The following is a 13155-nucleotide window of genomic DNA, read 5'->3' on the forward strand; positions in this document are numbered from 1 at the left end:
TTCATATACGAACAATATATTACTCAAGGTTTATCTAATTTTCAGACAAGCTCTTAGAGACGTTGGTTTAAAATTCATTGAGAATGATCTTGAAATGCCATCATTGAATACAGTAATATTTCTTTGTGAACTCGGAGAATTAACTGCTAAACAAAAATTTGAAAAAAGTACAGAAGAAATTTTGGGATTTATAAGAGAAATGGTAGAAGCAATAGCTAAAAGCAAAATAAAAAATTCGGGCATTACTATTGAATTGTCAATTTTGAGCCTTAAACGGATTGGAATAGCTGCTGCTGAAAATAAACATAAAAATGTAACGAAAACAGTAGCAGAGATTCTAAATGATATTCTGAAATTTAAAAAAGAATAGAATCAAATATATGAACAAAAGAAGGTAATGGAATCTTTTTAATAAAATAAATAAGGCCCTCAGTAAAATATAATTAGATAACACCGTTTAGTCCATATAGTCACGGTTTTTGGGTGCGCCAGAGATTGTCACCCAAAAATGAAATATGGATGAAATTATAAACTAAGGGATATGAATTAAAAGGCAACCTGTAGCGAAAAAATGAGGTAACACAAATGAATAAATACGTCAGAAATGTTTTGTATGGTTTTTTGGCATGGCTCATACCTTTTGTAGCTTCGATCCTTTTTTATACCAGGGAAGGAGAATTGACCATTGATATTTTTTTATTGAAGTCTATTATGATTGTCGTCGGCTCCTTTTCTGCCGCGATCTTATTAATCTCTTATTTTAAAAATATCAATGTTGATTATTTAAAAGAAGGAATAATAGTAGGATTGGTGTGGTTTGGCATTAATATTGTATTGGACTTATTGATATTGGTTCCCATGTCAGGGATGTCTATAATGGATTATTTCATGCAAATAGGATTAAGGTATCTGGCAATCCCGGCAATGAGCATTGCTGTCGGAACTGCCCTGGAAAACAAAAAATAAGGAATGGATACCTTGGGATACTCATAAGATTTCCCTTCGGTAAATAAGCCAGGACAAGAGGGTCGCCCATTCTCGCTTTCACCGCCTTCGGTGCAGCTTCCAGCCGCATCCCTGATATGACGGCGCGTCCGATGAATCGGGGTTTGGCGGCATTGCAAACTGCACAGATTCACAGGATACGTTATTTCCTTTTGAATCCGTGTTTTTATATAAAAATGAAGCAATTACTATTCTTTCGGGCGCGCTGATTTTGAAAAGTTCGATGCATCTGGCAACTTAGCCGCAGATTCCGAGTCGCGCCTCGGAAGGGCGCAGACACGTATGCCTGTTGGGGCATACGTGGATTCCCGCTCCAGAAGGGTAATCTGGACGCAGATAAACGCAGATACGAATCGTGATTAGCGGGCGCGCCAGAATTGTATAAATGAAATAAAATAATTTATGTTGTAACCGGAATTTCAATATGATTTTCGGAAAGCATAGCAGTTAATCTGCGTTCATCCGCGTTTATCTGCGGTTTTTTTCTTAAATTATTCCATGCACGTCTAAAGCAAATCGTTTTTCTGCCCGTATTCTTACTTATTCCCATTTTGTTAATTTACCAATCTTAACGGTCAATTATTATATCTGTTTCCAAGAAGCGAGCACCCATTCATCCACCACGCTGGTGTACAGTTACATCCCTGATGGAACAGCGCGCCAGGTGAATCAGGTAGCTCGCCCTTTATCAAACGCTTATTTATACGCATCGCCTCTATACTGGACTGATGTTATCCTGACTTTCTTAACCTCGTGATCGACAGCAAAAAGGACCCTATACTTGCCAATCCTTAATCGATATGTATTACCTGGATATCCTTCCATGGGCTTTACATCAAAACCAGATCTTGGTCGAATCGGATTCTTTTCAAACTCGTCAAGTAGCTTTAAAAATTTTTCAACAACATGCTTTGGGACTTTTTCCAAATCTTTTTCAACTCTTTCATCGATGAGAACTTCAAATGGAGTTGTGTCTCTGCTCAACTATCTCAACTTCCACTTGAAGCTTTTATTCGGGATTTAAATTCTTCTTTTGAAATCCCTTTAAAATCAGCAAGGCGGCGATAATGTTCTTTGATATGTTCCGCGCTAACATCTTCAATGGACACCTTGTTCATAAGCATATTTAGAACATCATCGAATGTCCAATCACCGAACTTATAATCCGATAATCTTTCTTTTGTTCTTTCATTTATTGTAATGGTTGTTGGCATAATTAAAACAATTGTTTTAATTGATATTAAAAGTAATGGGAAATGGCGCTTTCCATAGAAGATCTGGCAAATTTCATATTATCCCACTACATTAATAACAACAAGTGGTATCACTATCATCAAAACCGACCAGATAAAACCAATTTTCGTGACCGCATATCCACCCAGCGTCTGAACATATCTCTCCATCACTGCCAGCGGGACAAGAACAAAAAGCATGGCATTAAAAATCGTAGTAGGAATATCATGCTCCGCAGGCAGATAAGTTGAATAAGGGCCGGGATTTGACCACCTGCTGATAAAAAAGATCAGCGACATATGAAGCAGCCCGATGTATGAAAAGTTCAAAAGATGTATATTAAGCCATACTTTCAGCCGTGGTCCGGGATTAATAACTTCCCCGATCTTTCTTTCAACAAAATAAAAAAATATTTCGATCCCGAAAAATACAACTGCAAGGATCAATGCAGTTTCCCATGACCACAAAGCAAGAAGCGTGGGGATCGTAACCGTAAAAGCTGAGATCACAGCAACAAGACCAGAGGCTATTGTCCTGAAATGAGACGCTAGTCCCACGGTCATAAAAACGATGGGAATAACGAAATTATGTCCCCACCTGGGATCTTTTACAAAGAGAAAAAATGCAGGACCAAGCCAGAATAATAGCCAGGCAACGCCCATTATGAAAATGCCTGTTCCGGATGTCATCAATTTATCTAAATCAAGTTTCATGTTCCCACCTTAATAACCATATAAATTTTTAAATATATGAAGTTTCTTTTAATCTATTAAATATGTAACGCAAAGGATAGCAGCAAATCTTTGCGCCCTTTGCGTCCTTTGCGGTGAGCGTTCAATTAATCTATGAATTCCTATCGGGTTATTTAACGCTAAGCGACTAAATAATGAAAAAAATAATTTGAAAGTTTATGATATCAATAATCACTCCGATCCTTAACGAGGAAGGTTATGTAAAGCCTTTTCTCATTCATTTGAATAAGGTGAAGGGCGACTTTGAACTGATACTGGTAGACGGCGGAAGTAAAGACGGGACATTAAATGAAGTGGAAAATTGCAGAAATGAATTTCAGGGAAAATTAAGACTGCTAAGCGCTCCCAGGGGGAGAGCGATCCAGATGAATAAAGGTGCACAGGTGGCACACGGTGATATTCTGCTATTCCTCCATGTAGATTGTTTTATACAAAAAGATTCCCTGGAACTTATTGAAAAAGAAATCGGAAAGGGTGTAATTGGGGGAGGTTTCAGACAGGCTTTTTTTGATGCAGATTTTTTCTTGAAATTCAGCAGTGCCTTTGGGAATTTGCGGGTAAGCCTGACCAGGACATTCTTTGGGGATTATGGGATATTCCTGAGAAAAGATACCTTTGAAAAGATAGGTTGTTATGAAAATATACCTTTTCTCGAAGATGTTGAACTCTGCAAAAAGGCAAAGAAATGTGGCAAGCTTGTGCAGATAGACCGTTATATATTTACCTCCCCAAGGCGATATTTAAGTCACGGAAGGATCAAGCTCACTATAGTTTTTAATCTTGCCTGCCTTTTTAATATCGTGGGATTCCGGCCCCGTTTCCTTTATAGATATATCGCTGACAAATGATAAATATATTTAACTTCGATTTTCTTTATTTATCAGATCAAAAAAATAGCATTTTATCCAGCCAAGGTAATTTGACTTGGCTGGATAAGACTTCATACTTACCTTTAACGTCCGGGCCGGACGTACTAATTTTTGTTTAACGTCTATGTAGTGCCTACTTATTTATTTTGTTCTTAGACAAAATCTCAGTATCTTCCTCGTATCTGCGGTTCATATTTGTTTGCTTAGACTTTTATTCCAGTTAACAATTTACTAAAAATATTGGCATATCATATTAATATCAATATTATCACTTAAGTGTTTGTCAATTTTTTGACTCCAAAAAAAGTTGCACTTTCACCAGCACTTACCTCAGAAATATTAACCAATTTTTTAATTAAATAATTTTGGAGCGCGTGTGTCTGCCTGGAGGATAATCAGTGCGGCTTTCTCAGAACCGCATAAAAACATCAGGCAGACGCCAAAGGTGACGCACTACCGTCCCCGACGTGCTCTGAAGTATTCAAGGTTTGCGAATGCAAAAACCTTTTGTTCGATTGAAGAACAAAAACCGCACACTGCGGCAATAAAAGGAGGATAATCCAATGGAAAAAAATGTGGAAAGAAAAGTTGTCTGCGTAAAGCTGGAAGATCACGAATATATTAGGGAACTTTACAAAATGATTACTGAAACCTATAAAACGATGGCTGCCCTGGCTGGAGTAAAACCGACAATTGGGAAAAAAGGAGAAGGACCCAAGATCAGGCACATCATAAGTTTTCTATGCGAGCACGCAGTTTATGGAGATAGAGAAATACAGAATTTTGCTACCAGGTTTGTTAAATAAAAGGAGATGGGTATGCAAGAATCTTCTAAACAATTGTGTTTGCTTAATGAATTCTATAACAGGCACAAACCAATCATCGATGTTCTGGCGAGAGATGACGAAATGTTCAGAGCAGTAAAAGAAATAGCTGAAACTAAAGACAGGCCAGCTACTTCGAAATAGAAATGAATTGACTGAATGACAATAATAGAACACTTGCCTTTTTCTTGCATCTGCTCAGATGCCGTTCTCCTAGGTTAATTCGGAATCAAAGATGCAGGAGAATGAAGAGCTAGCGGTATAACAATCCAAAAAATACGAATACTCCGGACTCTATGGTGATAATTTGGGAATAGAACTTTTAAACGAGGCTATCAAGCTCACCAAAAAGGGGTGGGTGATACATCCACTTGCAGGTCCAAAAGATATTGGCCAAAGTCCTGGGAAGAGGCCTCTTTTAAATAGCTGGCAGAAACGCAAGAAGGCTACAGTAACAGAGTTAAAAGAGTGGTTTGAGAAAACTGATAATAATGCGGGACTTGTCCTGGGCATTGAGAGCGGGATAATTGTAATTGACCTCGATAAGTTTGATTGGGTTGATGTCCTTTTCCCTCCAGAGCAAAAGATTCTTGAGAATACATTGAGGGCAAGAAGAACAACAGGAAGAGGTCATATTTATTTCAAGTACACTGATAAAATCGGGAATTGGAAGTTCCACGATTTCGGGATTGAGATATTGGGTGACCGTAATCAGGTAGTTGTTCCCCCTTCAGTCCACAAAGAAGGTCAACAATATAAATGGCAGCTACCGGAAGGAGCAGATCTGGAAACATTCGAGCTTCCAGAATTACCAGAGACAGTCATTGAAACCCTCAAGCTCCTAAAGAAGTTTGATGAGAAGATCAAAGGCTGCCGTACATGCTTCAAGTGGGTGGTGAATCAGTCACCCGATGCCATGCACGGAAAAGAAGGACGAAGATTGATGCTCGCGACTGCAACGGAGTTAAAATCCGAACATGTGACGCTTGAAGAGTTCAGGTTGTACGCAAAGAAGGTATACGGTGATAACTACAATCCCATAAGAACAAACAGCGAGTGGAAAGGGATTGATGAAAGGAAAAGGTGGAAATGCATTACAATCCGGGAGAATTTCCCTGAAGTATTGGAATTATGCAAGACCTGTTCTAAAAAGATCCATGATAAGGATTTCATAGATATCGAAACAACGAAAAAGGCATTCGAAATAATGACCAGGGGTGATCCAATCGGATATATATTAGATACCTGGAACAAGTTCCATTCGGGAGACAGGCAATTTGGTTATGTTCTATTATGTAGTTCAGTGTGTAGCAGTATAGTTGCAGGCGATGGATTATCAATAAACTTCAATGGAATTTCGGGAGGAGGGAAATCGCATGCATGTAGGTCAATGCTGCATCTCATTCCAGCTAAATGGTGGATCAGGAGAAATTTGAGCGATAAAGCGATATTTTATTCTGATTCTATTCAACCGGACATGATCTTTTTTTCAGATAATATTCAAATGTCTGAAGACTTCAAGATGATATTCAAGAACAGCGTCAGTGATTTCCAGGAACAGATAGAGCTTGCGACTGTTAACTACCAGTGCAAAAGTGAGATCCTGAAAGTTCCTCCCAGACTGACATGGTGGTTCACATCTGTTGCCGATATGGGTAATGTGGAAGTAGAAAGAAGCTGTCTGAAGATCGTGATGGAGGTTAATGAGCAGAGATCAAAGACCATTTCAAACAGATTGCTGAAGAGAAGGCAAAAATGTGAGGAGAAGTATCCTGAAGATTATCCAGAAGTCAAGATATGCCGAGCGATATTCAATGAGCTCAAATCGAAAAAAGAAAAGGTCGTTTTTAATTTCAATATCAAGTTCCAGGATAGTTTTAGCACCGATAGGCAGAATATGATTTTCGAGCTTCTACTGGCAACCGCACTAATAAACAAATATCAGAGGCAGAGAGATGTTGACGGTGCGATACTTGCAACAAAAGAAGATTTTATGACTGTGGTTGATAACTTTGCAGCCATCAGCGACATATAGGTAGGCAAGCACACATTGCAAGAACTGATGGTAGCAATCTAAAACAGGTGGGGAATGAAGTATCTGGCAATACATTACAGGAGACTTTCAAGAAGACAGGTTTGCGGGGGAGTAGAATGAGCCAACCAATTACGAAAAAATTGTGGAGATGATTGATTAGGCCTCACTGATGCCTGCAAAAACATTCCTCGATATCATGGAGCGAAGCCAAAAAATGGGGCGGTAAGGAACCTGATGGGCTGGAGACATCACTTGAAGTTACTACAAATCCGTTCGCAAAAGGCCTCTTCCTAGCTTTTAGGAACTCTTACCCAAAGATTCCCATTAGCCGCTAAAAGTCCTTTATCTGTGATCGTCATAATCTCGGTAAAACCAAGAGCATCCGTAAACTCGATTTTGGGCCCCTTTTTTATATAAGAACCCTTCTCAGTGTATTTAACATCAGCAGGAATGAGAAGATAGGTCCCATCATCCCTGAGCTCAAGAGTCTGATTAGGAGGAACACTTAACTTAAACGTGCCTGGATAGATGTTAGCGTTTACGCATCCAGATAAGGATACAACCAGCATTCCAATGATTATTATTTCGATCTTCATTCAAATTTCACCTTATCAAGTGGTACAAGAACAATCTTGGAGCCATCCCATTTAGCAACAAGCTCTTCACCTTGTTCTAATCCTAAATCAAAACCTTTTGGTATATTTATAACTGCGCTTCCGTTAGGTCTTAAGTAATATTTAACGGATGTGAATAGTAAATCTTCTTTAGATAATCCTTTCCTCATATTTGAACCAACCGTATCCTTCTATATAGTTTATAACTTTATATAAATTATTGCATTATGAGGACATTTTAAGGGGAAATTATATAAACAAATAGGTAATTTCGCAATTTTATGCGAATTTATATAGTTGGATTAATGGCATTCATGATGCTGGGAGGTCTGGCATCGGCAGCAAATGATAGTGATCTGATGCAACCGGGTATGGGACGTGCCTGGCTTGCAGTCCAGGGTGTAGAAGTACAGAATACGCTCAATTTTGTGCTGGGAGCTCTCGTTGTAGTGACTTTGGTATCATACGTAGTCTTCACAGGAAAAGCCGGGATATGGCTTATGTCAAACTCAACTACGATGGGAGACCCCAGAGAAAGATCTCATGCTCAAAATGCAATGCTGCATGTCTTGTATGCATTGGTGGCGATAGTATTGCTCATAAAAATTGGCACCACATTCTTTGGCTGGTATTGATCCCGTTAATCTTTTCCATGCCTGGCCAAGCGGGGATACTTGAGGATATTAACAAAACATATATCTACAGCATCAATGAGCTGCCTCTCTCGACAGGAATTCCAGAGAAAAATATCAAGAATTCAGGTCATATAACGGGATGGATAGATATCGTGGGATTCAGGCAGATGATGCGGGATAATGGAACTGATTACATACCTGGCAGTCCTGCGGATTATGCTATAGTGCAATATGATACATGGACGAATCTCCAGAATTGTGACTCGTGCTATGTTGTGAAAATAGAGAATCATGTAACTATGAGAGACAGCGGCTCGATGACTATTGCCCAGAACAATATTGATTTGCAATGGGCACAGATCTTCACAAATTGCGATGATAAAGGATGCTTGCAATATACTGTATATAAAACCGAATATGCGATATTTTCAGTTTCAGCAAAATCTCCATTACAGTTCAAATTCCCGACTAAACAAAATATAACAATCGAGCAGTATAAAGGGGTTGTTCCCAAGGAAATTATCAAGTTCGAGGGCATGGACGAAGGGATCATCTCATACAGGGTCACAACAGGGAACGGTTCAGTACTGCACCGCAGAAAGATCGGGAAGATAGAGACAACACCAAAGGGGATTTTCTTTATGAATCTGACGCCTTTATCTGTGTGGGAAAGAACAGGTTCCGGGATATACCATTGGAGGGATGATCCAATAATGGGGGATGATGAGATAAAAGACATTTCTTTTGATACCCCATATGGAAAAGCGCCTGATATCGATTACAGTAGCAGGATGGTGTTTCATGAAAACAAAGAAACAAACATAGAACCGGGCGTGTGGTCTGTTTTATATGTGGTTCTAATATTCTTCGCAGGGATTTTTATTATGTATAAATCTTCGGGGTCGTAAATGAGACGAGGTTTAATGATATTGGTACTGTGTTTGGCTATGTTACACACTGCGATCGTAAGTGTAGCCATCCCGAGTGATCCGGTTATTCAAGTAATCCCCGACCTGATTGCAAAAGGGTTCGATAAGATACTAGAGAACCAAGCCGATAACCTGTATTCATCAGTTGGGACAAACAGCACTAACGCGTCAACTTTGCTGACAAGTATGATGTATCAAAAGAATGAATTTTTAGTGAATCCCGGGGTTCAGAAAATGAAAGATTTTACCGCGTTCTGGTATTTCGTATTTTACATAATATTCCTGTTAGTGGGCGGAATCGGAGTAATGCGAGAAGCCGCAGAAAACAGCTCCTTCGGGAATGATAATGGCAGCTGGAGGAACCAATATATTGAGATAGCAATTTTCGCTCCTTTAGTATGGGCGTTCTACCTTTTCGGATTACAGTGGTTATTCTCCCTAGAATGGGTTCTAACCAAATCAGCATACCTTCAAACAATGGATCTGATTGCTTATGTGCCGACAGGGGCGCTTGATTATCTTTCGTTCTCGATAATAAATGTAGCTTTGATCATAGCCCTTTATGTAAGATACCTGATTGTAGGCCTGGTATCAGCTTTCTTCCTATTAATAGCCGCAGCGGCGCTCTTCCCCCCAACAAGGAGATTTGCAGCCATGCTATTCTCCTATGGGGCAGTGATGCTGTTCTCAAGATTTATTATGTGCATGATACTTGTAGGAGGAACCAGCATAATGAGTGGGCTTCCATACCCGATTAATACCAGCCTGGGAATATATTTTATCATTGTGCTTGTCGCATTCATATTCACTACAGCATGCATCCTGTATCCGATACTAGCCCCGTTCATCGGTCCGTTAAAGTACTTAATAGTAAGCAGGTCCCTGTATGGACAGGGGAGGAGATAATATTTGGGAGGTATTTTAAATTGACCGAGCAGCAACCACATAAAATAATAATCCCCCTGCCTCCGAGATACATCATTGAAAAGCTGCAATTAGGACCCATAGAGCTGTCATGGGATCAGGTAAAGGTAATGTTTGTGTGCGCTATCCTGACAACAATAATAATAGGCACAGGGCATGGAATAATAGCATTGTTATTGAATATACTGGCCCTGATACTCATATGGGGATTGTTCTGGAAGTATGCCAGGACACATGAAGTGCTTGTAGAGTCAAAGATAATGTTCAGGCACAAGATACGAAAGATGAGGGGAATGAACAACTATTCGAGCATAATAAGCCCGGACAAGCAAGTATCCGAGCTTTATGCGTTTTCGATAAAAGGAATATCCAAAAACGGGATAATAGATTTCGGAAATAACAGATTCGGTGTTATAATAGGATGCGACACTCGCTGGTTAGATGACGAGGAGCTGTCTCTGAATATAGCAAGGCTTTGTGGATTCCTTAACTCAATTCAGCCAAAGATACTATTGAAAGTACGCGCAAGCTCCCAGATACCATACATAAACCCGGTAGAGAAAATGGTAATGGAGCAGATAAACAAGCCCAAGTCGCATAATGAAAAAGCCCTATTATATTCTTTGCACGATCTGTCCTCAAGAACACCAAAGACTACGAACTGGAATATCAAGCTCTTCATAGGGGTATCGTCTCCACACAAAGAGATTGATACATTTATGATGGCGCTACTGCCCGGGGTGCTGAACAGATTACAGGCAGCTCATACGACAGCTGCAATCATAACAAAACCAGGTATGATCTACAATATATTCGCAAACGATAATACAAGTCATCAGGTACATGCAAACAGGATGGCAGCTCTGCATGGAGAGAAGTCAGTCTGGAGAAACATTCAGCGCCAGATAATGCAGGGTTCAATAATAGAAAATGTAGACCATCTATTGGTCAATAATACAGAGTACATTTCCTGTATAGTAGTGGGAATTCCCGTCGGGGGAGTCAGCGGGTTCCCCCCGACGCTGTCGCCGGAGATACTGACCCAGATATACAGACTTTCGGCAAGCGAGGAACACGTAATCAGGATAGACCAGTCAATATACCCCATAGACTCTCCAAGAGCGCTTCTTGAAATAAAGAAAGCGATGAACACGCTCACAGGAAACGAACAATCGCTCCAGAACAACCAGACCGCCCGCTTTGATATGGGATTGGACCAGGAAGATCTCAGGGCGTTATACGCGCAGATAAAAGATGGAAAAGAAAGCATGTTTGATGTGAACTATATCATCACTGTCTATTCACAATCATACGAAACTTTGCTCGCAGGAATATCAAAAGTACGGGCTATCCTGAGTGCGAACAACATAATGAACCTGGTGCCGAATAACAGAATCCTGAATACCATACAATGCACCCAGTTCTTGCCATTTTACGATGAGAAAATATCAGTCTGGCTCCCCACCTCCGGACTTGCGAGGATCATTCCGCTAGTGAACGGTCCCAATAACATCGTATCAGAGTCCGGTGTATATTTCGGGAATGACATTCACACTAACCAGGAGATCATAATAGATCTTGATAAGCTTGGAGCGAGCCATACGCTGATGATCGGGCCTACAAGATCAGGGAAGACCACAGCCATGGCAATAACAGGCATAAGGACCATCCTGAACGGTGATGATGCGATCTATATAACGAACAAACCTGACCAGACGACTAATTACCTGGCTGTAGCAGAGTTTTTCAACGATGTCAGCCAGATCATAAACCTGGGAAGACAGCCGGACGGCATTACAAGATATAATATTAATCCACTTGAAATAATATTCAACGAGAATGTTAAGTTTGACCCGGTATCAAAGTTCTATGGGCATGTTAACATGGTAAAGTTCTTCCTGAACCTTTTAACTGGGGGGGACAGGACACATAAGCAAATGACCTACATAGGCGAGACCCTGATAGAGCTGTATGCAAAATTCAGGATCAATCCGGAAGACATGAAAACCTGGAAACAGGAGAAACAGCCCACACTTCTTGATCTATATGATCTGTGGGAGAGGGATAAGAAGAGATACACGAACGATGCGACCATAGAGGCGGTGCACAGCAGGACTTCCTCTCTCAGGAACACACTGAGATGGCTTTCAAATCCCACGAACGTGGATCTTACAAAACAATATACAGTAATTGACCTGTCCGCTATTCCAACAGACACACAGGAAGCCATGAACTATCTTCTCACAGCTATCCTTGCACTGAGATTCAATGTTAGATCTAAGAAGAAAACGACCATAATGATAGACGAGGCCGGGGTTTTCCTGAAGAATACAAGGCTTCAGGATGAATTTTCGCTGATGCTGAAACAGGCAGGAAGCTATGGTGTCAGGATCATAATCGGGTCACAGCAGCTAGCCGACCTCTCAAGCATCGGTCCTGAATTGAGGGCAAACATTTTCATCTCTGAGATATACGGGCTGAACATCGGCAAAAGTATTGATGATGTGGTAAGGTTCTTCAAGCTCTCAAACAGTGATGAACAGTTCCTGATATCCTGCTCAAAACCCGGTATGTGCGCGGTTTCAGTCGGATGGCCTTACGCAACGACATATCATATGCAGAGAGTGGCATCAGACCTCGAGGCGCAGATATTGTTCGGAAAACAGGAGCGACAGGTTGCTTATACTTTCGTTCACCCTGACCTGGAATCCTTCGCAAAAGAGCAGGGGGTGATAATGGCTGACTGGATAAACGGCGATACGACATTACTCCGAACTGAGAGGCTAATGGAATGGACTCAGCGCACGGTAGGAAGCGGAAAGGTATTTGCATATATTGAGAAAGAGAAGTTAAATAACGGACTCATTTTGAACCAGAGTAAGGAGCATTTTTTGAACGTACTCCAGATAGCAGCGTGTTTCATCATAAAGGATCTAAAAGTGGAAGTTAACCATTATAACGATGCGGACGTGGTGGCCTGGATGCCAGACGGGCCGGTGGCATTTGAATACCAGACGCCCGGGTCAAATGATCCAAAGATACTGACCGAAAAAAGGAAAAACGGTGAAAGCAAATACGGTCGTTTATTTTTCGTAGGGAATATTCAGAGTTCCAAGGAAATAGAACGAGCGATAGGGACAAATGAAATCGTTATCCCACGAGGTACTAAACTCGAAGGGAAGATCAAGGAACTCCTCGGAGAAACAAGCCTGGAAAAGGAAGATATTGAAGATAAGAAATGAAACTGAAAAAACAATAGCTAACGTCTGTTATTTTTAACTTGTATCCACATATATCAATATAATTTATCACTATCCTTAGGCGCAATGGCATTT

Annotated in this window: 15 protein-coding genes; 10 read left to right on the top strand and 5 right to left on the bottom strand. The window is 40.5% G+C overall.

Annotated elements, in window-relative coordinates; translation table 11 throughout:
- Window positions 1–370 (top strand): hypothetical protein (locus CL181_RS20600; RefSeq protein ID WP_176505268.1); only part of this gene is annotated, 370 nt, incomplete at its 5' end.
- Between the two features lie 215 nt (window positions 371–585).
- Entirely contained in the window at window positions 586–966 is a 381-nt protein-coding gene (locus CL181_RS15725) for a hypothetical protein (protein ID WP_097300273.1), read from the top strand.
- 735 nt (window positions 967–1701) lie between these two features.
- On the opposite strand, the gene CL181_RS15730 is transcribed toward CL181_RS15725, so the two are convergent.
- The 3 genes from CL181_RS15730 to CL181_RS15740 form a co-directional block, all read right to left on the bottom strand.
- Window positions 1702–1989 carry a type II toxin-antitoxin system RelE/ParE family toxin gene (locus tag CL181_RS15730; RefSeq protein ID WP_097300274.1) on the bottom strand — a complete coding sequence of 96 codons (288 nt, stop codon included), beginning with the start codon at window positions 1987–1989 and terminating at the stop codon, window positions 1702–1704.
- Between the two features lie 5 nt (window positions 1990–1994).
- Window positions 1995–2219: a hypothetical protein gene (locus CL181_RS15735; RefSeq protein ID WP_097300275.1), complete on the bottom strand. Its 225-nt coding sequence runs from the start codon at window positions 2217–2219 to the stop codon at window positions 1995–1997.
- A 78-nt stretch (window positions 2220–2297) separates the two neighbouring features.
- Window positions 2298–2951, bottom strand: coding sequence for a hypothetical protein (locus tag CL181_RS15740; protein ID WP_097300276.1), 654 nt, complete (start codon window positions 2949–2951; stop codon window positions 2298–2300).
- 197 nt (window positions 2952–3148) lie between these two features.
- Here CL181_RS15740 and CL181_RS15745 point away from each other — a divergent pair, with 197 nt between their 5' ends.
- The 4 genes from CL181_RS15745 to CL181_RS15755 all read left to right on the top strand — a co-directional run bounded on the left by CL181_RS15745 (window position 3149) and on the right by CL181_RS15755 (window position 6718).
- Window positions 3149–3838: a TIGR04283 family arsenosugar biosynthesis glycosyltransferase gene (locus CL181_RS15745; RefSeq protein ID WP_097300277.1), complete on the top strand. Its 690-nt coding sequence runs from the start codon at window positions 3149–3151 to the stop codon at window positions 3836–3838.
- Between the two features lie 584 nt (window positions 3839–4422).
- Window positions 4423–4665: a hypothetical protein gene (locus CL181_RS15750; protein WP_097300278.1), complete on the top strand. Its 243-nt coding sequence runs from the start codon at window positions 4423–4425 to the stop codon at window positions 4663–4665.
- Window positions 4666–4677: 12 nt separating this feature from the next.
- Entirely contained in the window at window positions 4678–4827 is a 150-nt protein-coding gene (locus CL181_RS20605) for a hypothetical protein (RefSeq protein WP_176505269.1), read from the top strand.
- A 163-nt stretch (window positions 4828–4990) separates the two neighbouring features.
- A complete protein-coding gene (locus CL181_RS15755) occupies window positions 4991–6718 on the top strand; it encodes a bifunctional DNA primase/polymerase (protein WP_097300279.1) in 1728 nt (575 codons plus the stop codon).
- Between the two features lie 290 nt (window positions 6719–7008).
- On the opposite strand, the gene CL181_RS15760 is transcribed toward CL181_RS15755, so the two are convergent.
- On the bottom strand, window positions 7009–7314 hold the full coding sequence (locus tag CL181_RS15760; protein WP_097300280.1) for a hypothetical protein: 306 nt from the start codon (window positions 7312–7314) through the stop codon (window positions 7009–7011).
- On the bottom strand, window positions 7311–7502 hold the full coding sequence (locus CL181_RS15765) for a hypothetical protein (RefSeq protein ID WP_097300281.1): 192 nt from the start codon (window positions 7500–7502) through the stop codon (window positions 7311–7313). Before CL181_RS15765 ends, CL181_RS15760 begins: the two co-directional genes overlap by 4 nt.
- Before the next feature lie 111 nt (window positions 7503–7613).
- Between CL181_RS15765 and CL181_RS15770 the strand changes: the two genes are divergently transcribed.
- From CL181_RS15770 to CL181_RS15785, 4 genes are read left to right on the top strand one after another with little or no spacing between them, the layout of a single operon-like run.
- The gene (locus CL181_RS15770; protein WP_097300282.1) at window positions 7614–7967 is read left to right on the top strand and encodes a hypothetical protein; all 354 of its coding nucleotides are present in this window, start codon (window positions 7614–7616) and stop codon (window positions 7965–7967) included.
- Between the two features lie 17 nt (window positions 7968–7984).
- Window positions 7985–8875: a hypothetical protein gene (locus CL181_RS15775; RefSeq protein WP_097300283.1), complete on the top strand. Its 891-nt coding sequence runs from the start codon at window positions 7985–7987 to the stop codon at window positions 8873–8875.
- 15 nt (window positions 8876–8890) lie between these two features.
- Window positions 8891–9802, top strand: a complete 912-nt coding sequence (locus CL181_RS15780; protein ID WP_141398943.1) for a hypothetical protein — start codon at window positions 8891–8893, stop codon at window positions 9800–9802.
- Between the two features lie 20 nt (window positions 9803–9822).
- A complete protein-coding gene (locus CL181_RS15785; protein WP_097300285.1) occupies window positions 9823–13062 on the top strand; it encodes a hypothetical protein in 3240 nt (1079 codons plus the stop codon).
- Window positions 13063–13155: the final 93 nt, after the last annotated feature.

This window comes from Candidatus Methanoperedens sp. BLZ2 (genome assembly GCF_002487355.1).
In the GTDB taxonomy this organism is placed as follows: Archaea; Halobacteriota; Methanosarcinia; order Methanosarcinales; family Methanoperedenaceae; genus Methanoperedens.